This is a genomic window from Pseudoduganella plicata (assembly GCF_004421005.1).
Classification (GTDB): domain Bacteria; phylum Pseudomonadota; class Gammaproteobacteria; order Burkholderiales; family Burkholderiaceae_D; genus Rugamonas; species Rugamonas plicata.
Genome location: NZ_CP038026.1, coordinates 2,458,799 through 2,475,651, shown reverse-complemented (window position 1 = coordinate 2,475,651; position 16,853 = coordinate 2,458,799). Strand labels below are relative to the sequence as shown.

At 66.8% G+C, this 16,853-nt stretch carries 10 protein-coding genes and 1 pseudogene; 5 read left to right on the top strand and 6 right to left on the bottom strand.

All coding sequences use genetic code 11. The features are described from left to right. The first annotated feature begins 8 nt into the window (after positions 1–8). Both E1742_RS10865 and E1742_RS10860 read left to right on the top strand, forming a co-directional pair. Complete coding sequence (locus tag E1742_RS10865) at positions 9–1,214, top strand: hypothetical protein (protein ID WP_134384887.1); 1,206 nt, start codon at positions 9–11, stop codon at positions 1,212–1,214. Between the two features lie 66 nt (positions 1,215–1,280). After that, positions 1,281–1,631 carry an apolipophorin gene (locus E1742_RS10860; protein WP_134384886.1) on the top strand — a complete coding sequence of 117 codons (351 nt, stop codon included), beginning with the start codon at positions 1,281–1,283 and terminating at the stop codon, positions 1,629–1,631. 45 nt (positions 1,632–1,676) lie between these two features. Here E1742_RS10860 and E1742_RS10855 read toward each other — a convergent pair whose 3' ends face one another. From E1742_RS10855 to E1742_RS10840, 4 genes and pseudogenes are all read right to left on the bottom strand, one after another. Then, positions 1,677–3,797 carry a sensor domain-containing diguanylate cyclase gene (locus E1742_RS10855; RefSeq protein ID WP_307721917.1) on the bottom strand — a complete coding sequence of 707 codons (2,121 nt, stop codon included), beginning with the start codon at positions 3,795–3,797 and terminating at the stop codon, positions 1,677–1,679. Between the two features lie 186 nt (positions 3,798–3,983). Then, on the bottom strand, positions 3,984–5,798 hold the full coding sequence (locus E1742_RS10850) for an ABC transporter ATP-binding protein (protein ID WP_134384885.1): 1,815 nt from the start codon (positions 5,796–5,798) through the stop codon (positions 3,984–3,986). After that, a pseudogene (locus tag E1742_RS10845) lies at positions 5,788–7,538 on the bottom strand (ABC transporter ATP-binding protein). The gene E1742_RS10850 and the pseudogene E1742_RS10845 overlap by 11 nt, the downstream one beginning before the upstream one ends. A 151-nt stretch (positions 7,539–7,689) precedes the next feature. Next, positions 7,690–8,658, bottom strand: a complete 969-nt coding sequence (locus E1742_RS10840; RefSeq protein WP_134384884.1) for a phasin family protein — start codon at positions 8,656–8,658, stop codon at positions 7,690–7,692. A 265-nt stretch (positions 8,659–8,923) separates the two neighbouring features. Between E1742_RS10840 and E1742_RS10835 the strand changes: the two genes are divergently transcribed. Continuing rightward, positions 8,924–10,267: an amidohydrolase family protein gene (locus tag E1742_RS10835; RefSeq protein WP_134384883.1), complete on the top strand. Its 1,344-nt coding sequence runs from the start codon at positions 8,924–8,926 to the stop codon at positions 10,265–10,267. Beyond that, a complete protein-coding gene (locus E1742_RS10830) occupies positions 10,264–10,812 on the top strand; it encodes a GNAT family N-acetyltransferase (protein ID WP_134384882.1) in 549 nt (182 codons plus the stop codon). The genes E1742_RS10835 and E1742_RS10830 overlap by 4 nt, the downstream gene beginning before the upstream one ends. A 16-nt stretch (positions 10,813–10,828) precedes the next feature. Here the strand turns inward: E1742_RS10830 and E1742_RS10825 are convergent, their stop codons facing one another. Together E1742_RS10825 and E1742_RS10820 are read right to left on the bottom strand one after the other, a co-directional pair. Then, complete coding sequence (locus E1742_RS10825; RefSeq protein ID WP_134384881.1) at positions 10,829–13,318, bottom strand: MGH1-like glycoside hydrolase domain-containing protein; 2,490 nt, start codon at positions 13,316–13,318, stop codon at positions 10,829–10,831. After that, a complete protein-coding gene (locus E1742_RS10820; RefSeq protein ID WP_134384880.1) occupies positions 13,315–13,530 on the bottom strand; it encodes a hypothetical protein in 216 nt (71 codons plus the stop codon). The genes E1742_RS10825 and E1742_RS10820 overlap by 4 nt, the downstream gene beginning before the upstream one ends. A 504-nt stretch (positions 13,531–14,034) precedes the next feature. Between E1742_RS10820 and E1742_RS10815 the strand changes: the two genes are divergently transcribed. Then, positions 14,035–16,770, top strand: coding sequence for a TonB-dependent receptor (locus tag E1742_RS10815; protein WP_134384879.1), 2,736 nt, complete (start codon positions 14,035–14,037; stop codon positions 16,768–16,770). The last annotated feature ends 83 nt before the right edge of the window (positions 16,771–16,853 follow it).

Genomic DNA, 16,853 nt, shown 5'->3' with positions numbered 1-16,853 from the left:
CGCGCACCGTGGAATATCGCTGTGTAAACGGGGCGTGCGGCAGGACGTTCCCGCGCAAGGTCAACTTCTGTCCCTACTGCGGTACCGGACAGGCGGCGGGCGCGCGGCCCGCTGCGCCGCCACCCGTGGCGCCACCGCCCGCGGCCGCACCGCCGCCGGTGGCACCGCCCGTGACGGCGCCGCCACCGCCCGCGCCGCCACCACCAGCGCCGCCCGTAGCGCCGGCGTCGCGTCCCGCACCGACGCATCCACCCGTACCGCCGGCCCGGCCTGCGCCGCCGGTTGCCGCCGGCCCGGCCGCGCCGCCGCTGCGCAAGCCCATCGGCGCAGGCACGTGGTTCCTCGTCGCGCTGGTGCTGATCGCCATCTGGTTCGCAGTCAAGCCGGGCGACCCGTCGGCCAGGTTCAAGAAGCGCGTCGACGATGCTGTCGCGTTGACGGAGCAGTGCCGGATTGCCGATGCGCGGGCCGAGCTGACGGCGCTGCGGGCCGACAAGGCCGCAGCGGCGCAGGTACAAAAGCTGCAGGCCGCGATTGCCGCCTCGGCGCCGGCGTGCGAACGCAAGCAGCAGCGCACCAGGGCATGGACCGACACGCGCAAGGCGCTGGAGACGGCGCTTGCCGCAGGTTCCCTGGAGAAGGCGTCGACGCGGCTGGCCACGTTCACCCGCAAATGGAACGACGACGATGACACGCGCGAATGGCGCGAGCGCATCGACCGGCTGCGCGCGGAAAAGCTGTTGGACGACGCAAACGCGTGCCTGGCACGCAAGGACCGGGCATGCGTGCAGGCCAAGCTGGAGGCGGCCGAAAAGCTGAAACGGCCGGAGGCCACGCCGCGCATCGAAGCGCTGCGCGAGGAACTGTCGAAACTGCTGGAGTCGACACTGCTGGAAGGGCGCGGCGGCGCGACGTCGTCGAGCGGGACGGCGACGCCCATTTCCACGACGGCACCGCCACCGGCCGGGGCGCTTACTACCACGTCGTTTGTCGCACCCGACGCGCGCGAGGCACGGCGCCTGCAGGTAGAGGCGGAGCGCGATATCGCGCAGGGCAATTACCGTGGCGCGATGGGCAAGGCCGCGCAATGCGTCGCGCTGTCCGGCGGGGCCGGCAATTGTGCGGCGCTGCGCGAGCGCGCCGCGCGGCTCGACCGCGACTATCAGCGCTGCCTGGCGGCCGGTAGCCAGTGGCTGAGCGAACGCTGCCAGTGATCCAGCGCGGCGCATCGCGCGAGTAAAATTTGTTAGACTGTTGGCAACGTGCGCGAAGGAGGGACCATGACACTCACATCACGCCTGCTGCCTGCCGGGCTGCTCCTGCTGGCGCTGGCCGGCTGTCACAAGGACGAGGAACGCCGCATCGACGGTCCTGCCGAGCGTGCCGGCCGGGAGCTGGACGAAGCGGCCAAGAAGGCTGCGGTGCATCTGGAAAAAGCCAACGAGGAGCTGAAGGTGGCGGCCCACAAGACAGGCCGCGAACTGGACGAATTCGCCGACAAGGCGGGCGAACACCTCGACAAGGCGGCCGTTGCCGTCGGACGCAAGCTGGAGCGGGCCGGCGAAAAGATCCAGGCGAATGCCGAGGCGGCCCGGGAGGATGAGGAGCCGGCCAAACACGACAAGAAGTAGCGGCGTACCCGGCGCAGACTTGCGCAGGCCCCTGTCCCCGCACCTTCACGGCCGCGAACTGCGCGGCCGCTTCAAGGTCACTACATTGCTGTGCGGCTGGGCCTCTTCCGGCGCCGGCACCCCATGCGCGCCGCCCAGCACGACGGACAGATCGACAAAGCCATTACGCCATGCGCGCTCCAGATCCTGTTCGATCGACTCCATCGTCGTCTGCTCGAAGTTGGCAAAGGCGCGCACGCCGTAGGCGCGATTGCGGCCGTGGGCCTTGGCCAGGTACAGCGCCATGTCCACCAGGTTGACGGAACGCTCCCAGGACAGCGGCGTTCCGCCCGGCACCAGCGGGAACGGCGCGAAGCCGACCGACACGTTGACGGGAATGACGGTGCCCTGGTACTCGAGCGACTGCGACGAGATGCTGTACAGGATGCGGCGCGCCACGTCGTCGATGCTGCCGCGCGAAACGGCCGGCAGGAACGCGAGGAATTCCTCGCCGCCCCAGCGCACGATCATGTCCGTCTCGCGCAGCGCCACGCGCAGGTTTTCGGCGATCATGCGCAGCACGGCGTCGCCGGCGGCGTGGCCGTGGGTGTCGTTGACGTTCTTGAAATGGTCGACATCGAGCAGGAACAGCGCACCCACGGTGTCGTCGCCGCCGACGCGGCGTTCGACCGGCGAGTGGCCGCGCATGAAATCCTGGAAGTGGCGGCGGTTGTACAGCATTGTCAGCGGATCGAGCGAACTTTGCTGCTTGAGCTCCTCGTTCTTCACTTCCAGCTGCGCGTTGGCGGTGCGTACCTTGCGGTACAACAGGCCGACGATGGCGGCCACCAGCGCCGAGACCACGGCCAGCAGCCACCAGACGCGCTGCTGCAGTCGACGGTTGTCCAGCTCCGCGCCCTTGACGCGGTTTTCCTGGCGCAGCGCCTCGATCTGGCGTTGCTTCTTTTCGGTGTCGTACTTCTGCTGCACCTCCAGCAAGTCCTTCTGGCGCTGCTTGGCGAACATCTCGTTCGACATCGTGCGTTCGCGGTGATAGGCCTCGACGGCGCCCTTGTAGTCGCCGGCGCGCTCCAGCGCCGCGCCATATTCCATCAGCACGGCCTGCAGTTCCGGCTTGTCGCCTGACTTGTCGTAGGCCGCCAGGCCGGCTTCGAACTGCCGCTTGCCTTCGGCAATGCGGCCCAGGCCCAGATACGCCTGGCCCAGGTTGATGCGGGCGGTGGCCGTATCGAGATTGCTGTGCACCTCGGCAGCGGCCTTGAGCGCCTGAATGGCGTAATCCTGCGCGCGCACGTAATCATGGTCCTTCAGGTAGCTGTCGGACAGGTTGACGAGCGTCGTCGCCACCATCTGGCGCGCACCGAGTTTGCGTTCGACAGCCAGGCCCTCGATCAGCGCGCGGCGGGCGCGTTCGGGCTGCTGCGATTCGATCGCCAGGCCGTATTCCGTGCTGAGGGCTTCGGCCAGCCGGCCGGGCGACTTCAGCGACTTGGCGACCGCGAGCGATTCCTGCTGCACTTCCCAGCCCTTGTCGTACTGGCGCATGTTCACATACAGGAAGACCAGCGCATTAAGGGCACTGGCCAGCGACACGGGGTCGTCCTCGATATGGCGTGCCATGTCCACGGCGGCCTGCAGCTTGGGCAACGCAGCCGGATAATTGCCTTGTTCCTGGTAGGACTGGCCCGCCGTGATCGTGGCCTGCACCTGCAGCGGCCGATTGCCGGTGCGCAGCGCCACCCGTTCCGCCTCGAACGCGGCGGTATGCGCGCCACTCAGGTCGTCCAGTTCATACAGGGCGTAGCAGCGCGCCAGCAGTCCCTTGGCCAGCGCCACGTCGTCATGCTGCTGACGTCCGGTCGCGATCAGTTCGTCGGCCAGGCCGAGGCCGCGGCGCACGTCGCCGGTGCGGCGCACGGCGCTGCTGTACAAAGTAAGAAATTCGGTACGGGCGGCGGCATCTGCGCGCGCGCGCGGTTCCATTTCCTGCAGCTGCTGCAGCGCCCGATCGGGCATGAAGCGCACGGCTTCGCGGATATGTTCCAGCTGCGTCGACAGCGTGTCCTGGCCGAACGCCAGCGCCGGCGCCAGCACGCACGACGCCGCCACCGCGCGCAGGGCGCGGACTAGCGAAGTCTGTCGTTCGAAAAGTGGAAAACGTGCCAACGTTGCGGTCCTCGGGCTGCACGGCGCGAGAGCTGGGCGCCAGGTGTCGGAGCATTATATGCCTGTTGCACGCGAGAACAATTCACCCGGCAGTAAATCCCCATGTTCGTGTCTTTCCTTCCGCTTTTACGCAACACACTTATTTAAGAATCATTAAAATCTCGTTAAGCGCGTTCCCGGGGAGTGTCATGCCGCCAACTGTTGCAGCAGATATAAGCGCTGGTACAGCCCGCCCTCGATCTGCATCAGTGCGTCGTGCGAGCCCGTTTCCTCGATGCGGCCGTGATTGAGCACGACGATGCGGTCGGCGTCGCGGATCGTCGACAGCCGGTGCGCAATGGCGACGATCGTTACGCGACCACGCAATTCGCTCATGGCCTCCTGCACAATCTGCTCCGTCTGGCTGTCGATGCGCGACGTCGCTTCGTCCAGCAGCAGAATGCGCGGCGAGCCGGCCAGCGCGCGGGCGATGGCGATCAGCTGCTTCTGGCCGGACGCCAGGCGCGAGCCGCCTTCGCCCAGCAGGGTGTCGTAGCCGTCCTCCAGCGCCATGATGAAGTCGTGCGCATGCGCCGCCCGCGCGGCCGCCTCGATGCGCTCGCGCGGCAGGCCACGCGCCATGTCGATGTTCTCGTACGCCGATGCCGCCAGCAGGAACGGGTCTTGCGGCACCAGGCCCACTTCGTTGCGGAACTGCTCGATGTCGATATCGTCCAGTGGCACGCCGTTCATCAGGATGCTGCCGTGCCGCGCCGGGTAGTAGCGCAGCAGCAGCGACAGCAGGGTCGACTTGCCGCTGCCCGTGTGGCCGACAATGCCGACGAACGCGCCCTGCGCAATATCGAGCGACAGGTCGTGCAGCACGCGCTGGTCGTCGATATAGGCGAAGTCGAGGTGCCGGATCGAGATGGCGGGACTGCCGGCGGGCGCTTCGTTGGCGGCGGCGCTGTGGCGTGGTTTTCCATGTTCCAGCGCCCCTGTTTCGTCCAGCAGCCCGGCCACGCGCGCGCTGGCCACAACCGATTGCTGCAACTGGCTGAACTGCATGGTGATCTGGATCAGCGGCTCGATCACGCGGGCGATGTAGTTGATGAAGGCGTACAGCACACCCACTTCGGCCGTGCTCATGGCGTTGCTGCCGCCGCGCATACCGAAGAAGTAGATGACGGCCGCCAGCAGCACGACGTTCAGCATGTCCAGCGCGGGGCGCAGCAGCCACGCGTTGGCGCGGATCTCGGCCACGCGCTGCGTGTAATGCTCCTGGTTTGTCGCGGCGAACCGCTCGGCGAAGCGCGCCTGTGCATTGTTCGCCTGCAGCACGGTCATGCCGCCGATCGATTCGGCCATCTGCGCGTTGATGTCGCTGCGCAGCTGGCGCGCGCGCGTCACGGCCGGCGCGGACAGGCGCTGGTACAGCCAGACAATCAGCAGCACGAACGGCATCAGGGCGACGACGATCAGCATCAGCCGCCAGTCCAGCCATGCCATCGCGGCGATCGTCCCCACCAGCACGATGGTGCTGTCCAGGATGACGAACAGCACCTGGATGTACAGGCCCTTGACCGCTTCCGTGTCGTTGGTCACGCGCGAGACCAGCTGGCCCGTGATGGCGCGGTCGAAGAACGCCATCGGCAGGCGCAGCACATGGCCGTACACCTGCTCGCGCAGGCGCTGCACGGAGCGCATCGCCAGGCCGGCAAGGCGCGACAGCTGCAGATAGCGCAGCCACGTGGAGGCGGCACCGGCCAGCAGCACGCCACCCAGCAGCATGCCGATCGCGTTCCAGTCCAGTGCGCGCGGCAGCAGGTGCTCATCGATCAGGCGCTTGCCCAGCAGGGGACCGATGACCTCCAGCGCGGCCGCGACGATCAGCCACAGCACGGCCCAGCCCAGGTGGTGGCGGTCCGGTTTGGCGGCGCGGCGCAGCAGGCCGAACGCACGCCGCATCTGCGCCTTCTGGGCGCGTTTCTCTTCAGGGGTCTGTTGCGGGTCAGAGCGCATCGAGGCTGGCCTCCAGTTGTTGATAGCGCCACTGGCTGGCATACCAGCCGTCCTGCGCGAGCAGTTCTTCGTGCGTGCCCGATTCCACGATGCGCCCCGCCTTCAGCACGACGATGAAGTCGGCGTTGACCACGGCCGACAGCCGGTGGCTGGCGATGATGGCGCTGCGCTCGGGACGCGCGCGGCGTAGTTCTTCCAGGTGCTCCAGGATGCGCGTCTCGGTGCCGGTATCGACGGCCGACAGCGCGTCGTCCAGCAGCAGCAGGTCGTTATCGGACAGCAGCGCGCGGGCAATCGCCACCCGCTGGCGCTGGCCGCCGGACAGCGTGATGCCGCGCTCTCCGACTTCCGTCTCGTACCCGTGGGGAACAGCCTGATGTCGTCATGGATGGCCGCGAGATCGGCCGCGTGCTCCACTTGCTGGCGTGTCGCATCTGGCCGCGCCAGTGCGATGTTCTCGGCGATCGACGCGGAAAACAGGAACGACTCCTGCGGCACCCAGCTGATGGCGCCGCGCAGGGCCTCGAGCGTGTAGTCGTCGAGCGCATGGGCGCCCCAGCGCGCGCTGCCCGTGCGCGGCGTCAGCTGGCGCAGCAGCACGCGCAGCAGGGTGGACTTGCCGGCGCCGGTCGGGCCGACAAGACCCAGCGTCTGGCCCGGCTGCAGGCGCAGCGACACGCCGGCCAGCGCCGGTTCGTTCTGGCCCGGGTAGCAGACGGTCACGTCGTCCAGCACCAGTGTGCCCGGCACCAGCGCGTTCACGCTGCCCCGGTCGTCGATGGACAGCGGCGCATCCAGCATCGGATGCAGGCGTGCCCACGCGGCGCGGCCACGCTCGATCAGCGACAGTACCCAGCCCGCGGCAAACATGGGCCAGATCAGCTGGCCCATGTACATCGAGAAGCTGGTCAGCGCACCGATCGTCAGCTCGTTCTGCCAGACGAGGTAGCCGCCGACGCCCAGTGTCAGGCCCGTGGCCGCGGTCAGCGCGAGGCCGACCGACGGTTCGTACGCCGCTTCCCAGCGCTGCGCCGTCAGCGTGGCATCGGCAGCCTTGCCGGCAAGCTCGCCGAACGTGGCGGCGCTGCGCCGCTCCAGGCCGAGGGTGCGCAATGTGCGCACGCCCGTCAACGTTTCCTGCACATGGTCGTTCAGCGCCGAAAAGCGCTTCAGCGCATCGGCGGAAGCGGTATGGATGTGGCTGGAGATGCGCCAGAACGCATAAGCCATGAACGGGAAGGGCAGCAGGGCGACGAGCGCCAGGCGCCAGTCAACGCCGAGGGTCATCACGCCCAGCACCATCACCAGCGTCAGGGCGCCGTCGAAGCCGGCCAGCATGGCTTCGCCGGCGGCCATCTCGATGGCGTCGATATCGTTGGTGGCCAGTGCCATCAGGTCGCCCGTGCGCTGCTTCTGGTAGAACGCAGGACCCTGCAGCGACAGCCGGCGATAGAAGCGCGTGCGCAGCTCGACGCCGAGGCGGTAGGCGGCGGAGTACAGGCGGATGCGCCACGCCACGCGCAGCGCATAATTGGCCACGCCGACCAGCAACAGCAGGCCGATATCGACGAGCAGCTCGTCGCGCGTGAGCCGATGTGCGGCCAGCGCGTCGATCATTGCGCCGACCTTGCGTGGAATCCAGATGGCGATGAGGGCCACGCCGACCAGCATGACCGCGGCGCCCGCGTACGCGCGCCAGTGCGACCGTACGAAGCCGCTGATTAGCCTCGATAAACTCATGACATATCCTTGACGAAGGCCGTCAGGATACATCAGCGAGGTGGTTTTTGCCGGGCGGGCCCGGCAGCGGGACGGATGGCGGCAACGGGCGGTTCTGGAAGTCGGGGACAGGCACCTCTGGCGCCCGTCCCCGGTCCTGCCCGGCGAGCGATTATTTCCGAGGCTGGTTCCTGCCGGGTGCGGACTTCGCCGGTGCCTTGTCGGCCAGTTCCGCCAGTGCCTGGACGACCGGCTTGGCCGCTGGCTTGCCACGGCTCGTCTTGAGGGCCGGGATGCTGTCGTCCGGCGTCTCGGCTGCCGGCGTCACCGGGGCCGCTTCGGCCACTGCGGCGGCGATGGCGGCGGTGGCCTGCTCCACATTGTCGCTGGCCGTGCCCACCACGCTTTTCGCAGCCTGCTGCACGGTATCGGCGGCAGCTACAACGCTTTCAGTGGTCTGCTGCACGTTGTCGCTGGCAGCGGCGGCGACGTTTTCAGTCGCCTGCTGCACCGGCGCCGCTGCTTCGGCCGAAGCACGCGCCAGGTCATGGGCCGATTCGCGGGCCGATTCGCGGGCCGCCTCACGCGCTGCCGCTGCCGCTTCCTGCGCCGCCTGCGTTGTCGCCTCGGTGGCCGCGTGGGTCGCCTGCGCGGCGCTGTGTTCGATCGCCTCCGAGGCCGCGGCCACGTTGTCGATCACCTCATGCGTTACGTCGCGCACTTGCGGTATCACTTGAGCCGCCGCCTGCGCGGGTGCTTCTGTGGCAAGCCGCAGCGGCGCCTGGGCGGGAGCCGAAGGCTTGCCAGGCAGCGTGCGGAACTGGGCGCTGGCCGACTGCAGCAGCTCGACCTGGGCGCGGCTGGCAATGCCGTACAGTTCGCGGCCGTACGACAGCAGGCCTTCCACGGCAGGCAGCGGCTTCGTGGCCAGCGTCAGCACTTCACGTGGATCCCTGGCGTCCAGCAGCTCACGCGCCGTGGTGGTGCTGCGCTCCAGCACGCTGCGCGCCGTGTGCAGGTTCAGTGCCACGACCTGCTGCATGCCCTCGACGGATTTGCGCAGTACCGCATCCATCAGATTGAGCTGGCTTTCAATGTGCGACTTGCTCGTTGCAGACAATTGCTCGGTAATCGAAGTCATAAGCACTCCTGGAAGGATAGGGAATCGGTATCTTGCGTCACCCTGTGCGTCACGTCGTGCGTCACGGAATGGTGCAATGCAATAAAACTATTTTAGCGACGATTGCACGCATTGCAAAGCGATTTCGCCCCGCGCGCGGCCGGGTCCGGTATTACAAATTTATGCGCTGCAACATTGCGGCAGGCCGCGCGCCAGCTTCAGCAATTGTTTGCACGAAGCCGTCCGCTCTGCCTACAATCAGCCTACCCTATCAATGGAGCGCACGATGGACGCAGTGATCCGCAACGCCACGCTGCCGGACGGCAGGACCGGTATCGACATCGCCATCACGGACGGCCGCATCGTCGCCGTCGCACCGGTCTTGCCGGTACAGGCCGGGCGCGAGATCGACGCCGGCGGCGACCTGGTCACGCCGCCGTTCGTCGACGCCCACTTTCACATGGACGCCACGCTGAGCTATGGCCTGCCGCGCGTGAACGCCAGCGGCACGCTGCTGGAGGGGATCGCGCTGTGGGGCGAATTGAAACCGGACCTGACGCAGCAGGCGCTGGTGGAGCGGGCCATGCAGTATTGCGACTGGGCGGTCGCACGCGGGCTGCTGGCGATCCGCAGCCACGTGGACATCTGCGACGATCGCCTGCTGGCGGTGGAGGCGCTGCTGGAGGTGAAGCGCCGTGTCGCGCCTTACCTCGATCTGCAGCTGGTGGCGTTCCCGCAGGATGGGCTGCTGCGCAGCGCCACGGCGCTGGCCAACCTGAAACGGGCCATCGGCCAGGGCGTCGACGTCGTCGGCGGCATCCCGCACTTCGAGCGGACGATGGCCGATGGCGCCGAGTCGATCCGCATCCTGTGCGAGTTCGCGGCGGAGCAGGGCCTGCGTGTGGACATGCATTGCGACGAGTCGGACGATCCGCTGTCGCGCCATATCGAGACGCTGGCGGCCGAGACCCACCGGCTCGGCTTGCATGGCCGCGTGGCCGGCTCGCATTTGACGTCGATGCACTCGATGGACAATTACTATGTCAGCAAACTGCTACCGCTGATCGCCGAAAGCGGCGTCGCGGCGATTGCCAATCCCCTCATCAACATCACCTTGCAGGGCCGGCACGACACGTATCCGAAGCGGCGCGGCATGACGCGCGTGCCGGAACTGATGGCGGCCGGCGTGGAAGTGGCGTTCGGCCACGACTGTGTGCTCGATCCCTGGTACGGCATGGGTTCCGGCGACATGCTGGAGGTGGCGCACATGGGCCTGCACGTGGCGCAGATGACGAGCCAGCAGGGCATGCGCGCCTGCTTCGACGCGGTGACGGCCACGCCGGCGCGCATCCTCGGTCTGGACGGCTACGGCCTGGAACCGGGCTGCCATGCGGACCTCGTGCTGCTCGATGCGGCCGACCCCGTCGAGGCGATCCGGCTGCGCGCGGCGCGCCGGCTCGTCATGCGGCGCGGGAAGGTGGTGGCCGAAACGCCGCGCGCCGTCGCCACGCTCGACCTGCCGGGCCGCCCGGCGGCGGCCGACTTCCGTCTCGGCTCGCGGCCGGCGGCGATGCTGCCAGGCGTGGCCCGGCCAGGCGTGGCCCGGCCAGGCGTGGCCCGTCCGCAATGATCGTCCTGGAAACCGCGCGCCTGGTGCTGCGCACCCTGCACACGGACGACGCGCCGTTCTACCTGGAGCTGATCAACGATCCGTCGTGGATCGAGCATATTGGCGACAAGGGCATCCGCACGCTGGAGGAAGCACGCGCCAATATCGTCTCCGGCGCGATGCAGATGCAGCGGCGCCTGGGTTATTCGCTGTATATGGTGGAGCGCCGCGAGGACGGTGCGCCGCTGGGCCTGTGCGGCCTGATCCGCCGCGACACGCTGCCCGATACGGATATCGGTTATGCGCTGCGGCCGGCGTACTGGGGCCAGGGCTATGCGTACGAAGCGGCTGCCGCCGTGCTGGCGCATGCGCGCGATACGCTGCGGCTGCGGCGGCTGTACGGCATCACCTCGCCAGGGAACCTCGCATCGAACGCGATGCTGCAGAAGCTCGGATTGCGGTTCGTGGAGCTGACACGGCTGGGGGAGGAGACGCGGCTGACGAACGTCTACCGCATCGACTTCAACACCGGAAACCGGCTTCGGTCCCAGGACGGTCCAGCCTGAGAGGGCTCTGGCGGTTCTACCTGGTTGCCGGCGCCACACGCGGCGCACTGGTGGGCAGCAGCCGCAGGCCGAGGATGTGGACACGGTTCGAGGGCCCCGCAACGCCGCCGGCATCCTTGTACGTCGCGTTCGATTGCAAGTAGCTCATGTTGGTGAAGTCCGACAGCTGCAGCGAATAGCGGCCCGGCTGAAGGCTGGCAGCCAGCGGCGTCGAATACAGCGCCTTCGCTGCGGGGGAGTGCGGCATCTGCACCACGCCCTGCGCGACTACCTTGCCCGCCCCATCGGCCACGCGCAGCCATTTCACGCCGCCGCTGATGCCCAGGTTGATCGCATGCGCGTTGTTGCGGTAGTGGACCTGCACCCCGTACGTGCCGGCCTTCGTGACGACGACATCGTTGACGGCAATGCGGTCATCCTGGCCGCCCCAGTTATTCCAGTTGCCGGTGACGGCGATGGCATCCTTCTCGCCCAGGCACGCCGGCGCGCTGTGGTGGCTGCGGTTGCCCGAGTCCCGGTACACCGCTTCAACCGCATAGCACGATGCGGCGCCGGGACGGGTATCCGTCCAGCTGCGTGCCGCCAGGGCGGCGGCGACCTGTTTGCCGTCGCGGTAGACGTTGAACGCGACGCCCGGCGGCATCGATCCGCCGATCGTCAATACGGCCTTGCCCCCGGTGGCGCGCACGCTTGCCACGACCGGTTCGGGCGGGCCGAACACCTTGCTGTCCACGGCCAGCGGCGCCGCGGCCACGCGGGTGATCTCCTGCCGGCCCGGCTGCAGCTCCCCCAGCGTGACGGCGATCGTGCTGTCATCCGGCAGGGCGTCCCATGCGACAGGGAAGTCGGCCGGCTTGCCATTGAGGGTGATGGCGCTGACCGGGTAGTAGCCGTCGGCCTGCGCGGGCGGCGGCAGCGCCACCTTGACGGTCAGGCGTTTGCCCCGCACCACGAGCTGGGACAGGGTCAGGTTGGAGCTGCCCTGCAGTATGTCGCCACGCAGCCTTGCCGTGATGAACGGTCTTACCGCCAGCCCGTCGTGCGTTGCCTGGATACCGAACACTCCGCCGATCACCGCGCCGAGATAGCCGCCCACGGACCACAACTGCCGACGGGAATTGACGACGGGACCATCGAGTTCGTCGTGGCCGGGATGCTGCAACAGCGGCTGGCCGGAGAGCCATTCCAGGTTCTCCATGTTGGAACCATTGACGGCGGCCGCGCGGATCAGCGTGTCGTATGCCGCGTCGGCAACGGCTACGTTGCCTGCATCGATCGCCGCGCGCAGGCCGTATGCCGTGACGAACGGCCAGATCGCGCGGTTGTGGTAGACGGCCTGGCCGGGTTGCTGCGGCCAGATCACCGGCGCGCCCATGGGGCCGTGCGGATAGCGGGCCATGATGCTGCGCGCCTGCCCGGGATCGGCGATGCCGGCGACGATGGCCAGCGACTGGCCCAGCCAGTCGAATTTGTGCAACGGCGCGCCGTCGAAGTGGCCGGCGGTGACGCTGCTGTACATGCCCGCGTCCGGGAGCCAGAACCGGGCGTTGATCGCGTCCTTCAACGCCGCCGCCCAGCTTTCCCAGCGCTGTGCATCGGCCTCCTGTCCCGCTTCGCGCGCCAGCCGCGCAGCGAGGCGCAAAGCCTGGTAGTACGCCACGTTGCTGGACAGCGCTTTCGACGTTGCCATGAACGGCAAGTTGTCCGGGATCCAGGCGGCATAGGTCTGGTCGCGCCAGTCGAGGAACGACGCCTCGCCGTTGTACAGGCCGACTGTGGCGTCGAACGCCGCGACCCTGTCGATCTCGATGGTGTTGGACAAGGCCTTCAGCGCCGTCGCGGCAAAGGCGCTGCGCTGCGCCGGCGCCAGCGTTTTCAAGACCGCATCCGCACCGAATGCCCACGTCACGCGGTCCGTACTCACCGGCCAGCTGCCGCCGCTGCCCGTGTCCTGCACGATCTGCAAGCCATCCGGCGTGCCCGGCACCTGCCGTGCCTTCGTCACGCCTGGCCGGTAGCCGGACAGCTTGAACTGGAGCGAGTTGCGTACCCGCTCCGGGTCCAGCAGCGCCAGCCCAAGGTCGGCCGCATACGACAGGTCGCGCGTCCACACGTAATGCCATTTTTCACCCGTCTCGAAGCATTCGCAGGCAATCGGCTGGCCACCGTTGTAGCTGTCGTCGCGGATGGCGGAGACGGCATTCTGTTTCATCTCGTCGCCGGCCATTGCGAACAGGGCATCGAAAGCCAGTTTACCGCTGCGCACGCGCGGTACATCGGCGCGCTCGACGTAGCGCACCTCCTGCGGGTCGCCTGGCCGCAGCGCCAGGTCGGTGCTGTGCGTATAGCTGCGCAGTTCGGCCTCGGCGCCTGCGTCGCCGAAGCGGACTTTCGCCTGCTTGCCCCAGGCACCCAGCGCGACGGTCATGTCGTCGGCCCGGGCGAGCAGGGAGGAACCGGTCAGCAGGGCCAGGACGGCGGCGGCAATCGGTGTCGCTCGGGTCATTGGCATTCCAGGAGAAGGGCGCTGCAGGCCGGCAGCTTGACGGTGCCCTCGAGGCGGTGGACGGTGCCGGCGGCCACGTCGCGGCCCTGCTGCATGCCCGTCCACCAGCACGCGGGTTCCAGATGCCCGATGCGGCAAGCGGTGCAAGCGTGGCAGGGTGTGGCAACAGGCTGCGTACCGGCGGCGAGCAGTGCCAGGGCATGGCATTTCATGGTGTCTCCGTAGGGAAGTAGTGGAACTACAGGGTCTTTGTTGCCCTGCTGAGGCTGCAATGCGGCCAAGAATACTATGCCCACGGGCGCCTATCAAACCCTATGGAACAATTCTTATGGAACTTCTAGTCAAGATACAGCATCATGGCCGGTTTGACGGAATTGCTACAAAAACGGCGTAATCGTTGGCCTAATGTCGGATTTGATGTAGTCCCACTACACGTTGCCCGACGCGGGGATGTACCGCAAATACAACGGCCTGCAGGAAGTGACAGGGCTATGCCCGGAAGAGCCGCATATTTCCACGTAGTCGGATTGAACTTTAATTGACACCAAATCTAGTTTTAGTACAAAATTCTTGCAGGACGTCCAAAAGAACGGCCATACATCTTGGATTCCCGTGTAGTTCAGCTAGGCCGGCGTATCGCATCGATCTCCGGCCAGGCTTTCAGGCTCATGCGCAGCTGGTGCGGGAAAAATCGTTAGTTTAGTGAGGGGACTTTGATGAAATTCTTCGCGCCTGAGCGCACCACGCGCACAGCCATGCAACTGAGCCCTGTAGCCGCCGGCTGCGCGCTCTTCGTCGCGGCGCTGGCCAATCCGGCCTTCGCCCAGCAAGCACAGAACAACCAGGCCGACGTTTCGCCCGCGCCGATGGCTTCCGTCACCGTGACGGGTATCCGCCGCGGCATCGAGGATGCCATCTCCGTCAAGAAGGACGCCACGTCCATCGTGGAAGCCATTTCCGCCGAAGACATCGGCAAGCTCCCGGATGCGTCGATCGCCGAATCGATCGCCCGCTTGCCAGGCCTGGCCGCCCAGCGCGTCGCCGGCCGTGCCCAGGTGATCTCCGTGCGCGGCCTGTCGCCCGACTTCGCCACCACGCTGCTGAACGGGCGCGAGCAGGTGTCGACCGGCGACAACCGCGGCGTCGAATTCGACCAGTATCCGTCCGAGCTACTGTCGGGCGTGACCATTTATAAAACGCCCGATGCGGCACTGGTGGGCCAGGGCCTGTCCGGCACGCTGGACCTGCAGACTGTGCGTCCGCTGAACTTCTCCAAGCGCACCGTGTCGATGAACCTGCGCGGCGAGAAGAACTCGCTGGGCAGTCTGGCCAACACGGACGGCAAGGGCGACCGCTTCTCCGTCAGCTATATCGACCAGTTCCTGAACCGCACGCTGGGCGTGGCGATCGGCTACGCGCACATGGATTCGCCGGTCGTGGCCTATGAAACGGGCATTTACGAGCCGTGGAAGAAGACCGTGGGCGTCACCGGCGTCCCGGCCGGCACCGCGTTCACCGAAGGCATGAAGGCCCTGGGCCGCAGCGGCTATAACCGCCGCGACGGCCTGATGGGCGTGATCCAGTACCGTCCGAACAAGCAGTGGACCAGCATGCTGGACCTGTACGCATCGCGCGCCAAGCACGAAGACACCGCCAACCAGTTCGAAATCAGCATGACGAACAACGGCAGCAACGGTCCTATCTCGGCAAGCGACCTCGTTACCGACAACGGCGCATTGGCCAGTGCCACGATCAACAACGTCTACCCGCTGGTGCGCGGCATGTACACCCGCCGCCAGGACGACATCCGCGCGCTGGGCTGGAACAACGAACTGCGCCTGAGTGGCGTGACGCTGGTGGCGGACGCCAGCTGGTCGAAGGCCAAGCGTGACGAAACGCAGCTGGAAAACAACCTGCAGCTGGGCGCCACGAGCCTGGCCGGCAACCTCGATTCCATCGGCCTCGATTTCAACCAGGGCACCTACCCGTTGATGGCGCCGCGTCGCGACTACAGCGATCCGTCGCAGCTGTACGTGCGCAACACGGTGTACGGGACCGGCTACGGCAAGACGCCTTATGTGGAAGACGAGCTGAAAAGCCTGAAGCTGACGGCGAACATCGCCGCCACGGGCGCGCTGGAAAACTGGTTCTCCGGCTTCGACGTGGGCGCCAACTATTCGGACCGCTCGAAATTCAAGCGTCAGCCTGAAGGCGCGATCAACCTGCGCGGCGAACCGACCACGGTCGCTTCCGACCTGCAGTACCAGCCGGTTGGCCTGGGCTTCGCCGGCGTCGGCTACATCCCCGCATGGAACGTGCCGGGCGTGGTGTCGCAGTACATGTCGTTCAATCCGACGTCCACCGAGAACTACCTGATCTCGAAGGCGTGGGACGTTTCGGAGAAAATCTCGACCGCCTTCGTCAAGGCCAACATCGACCACGACTTCGGCGCGTTCACGCTGCGCGGTAACGTGGGCGTGCAGGCGCAGCACACGAAGCAGTCGTCCGATGCCAACTACTGGGACGGCACGGCGCCCGCCGGCCAGCAGGTCAAACCGGTCCACGACGGCAAATCGTACAACGACTACCTGCCGAGCATGAACCTGTCGTTCGGCCTGCCGAACGACCAGACCGTGCGCGTGGCGATGGCCAAGCAGATCGCCCGCCCACGCGTGGACCAGCTGCGTTCCGCGCTGGACTTCGGCGTCAGCGACGTCACGCTCAAGCCTGGCGCCAGCGGCGGCAATGCACAGCTGGACCCATGGCGCGCAAAGGCGTTCGACGTCTCGTACGAAAAATACTTCGGCAAGAAGGCTTACCTGGCCGCGGCGTTCTTCTTCAAGAAGCTGGACACCTACATCTTCACGCAGACGCAGGTGTACGACTTCTCGCAGTACATCCCGGGCACGAAGGCCAATACGCCCTTTGGCGACTACAAGTCGGCGTACAACGGCAAGGGCGGCAATATGCGCGGCGTCGAGCTGTCCGGCTCGCTGCCGCTGAACATGCTGACGCCAGTGCTGGACGGCTTCGGCATCATTGCCAGCGGCACGTACACCGACAGCGCGATCACGATCGAGGATCCGGACGGCAGCATCGGCCAGAACATCCCGCTGCCGGGACTGTCCAAGCACACGACCAACCTGACCGTGTACTACGAGAAGGCGGGCTTCGAGACGCGCCTGTCGCAGCGCAAGCGTTCCGACTTCGTCGGCGAGATCGGCAACTTCGCTGCCGAGCGTTCGCTGCGCTACGTGGTGGGCGAGAGCATCCTCGACCTGCAGATCGGCTACACGTTCCAGGACGGTCCGTTGAAGAACGTCGGCTTCGTGCTGCAGGCGAACAACCTGCGCAACGCCGCCTACGAAACGTACAACGGCTCGCGCAACCAGCAGCTCGAATACCAGAAATACGGCCGTACCGTGCTGCTGGGCGTGAACTACAAGTTCTAAGCCAGCACCCGGCTTCGGCAAAGCCCCGTCCGCGCAAGCGGCGGGGCTTTTTTCATCGCGCAGGCATGACAACATCGGGGCCA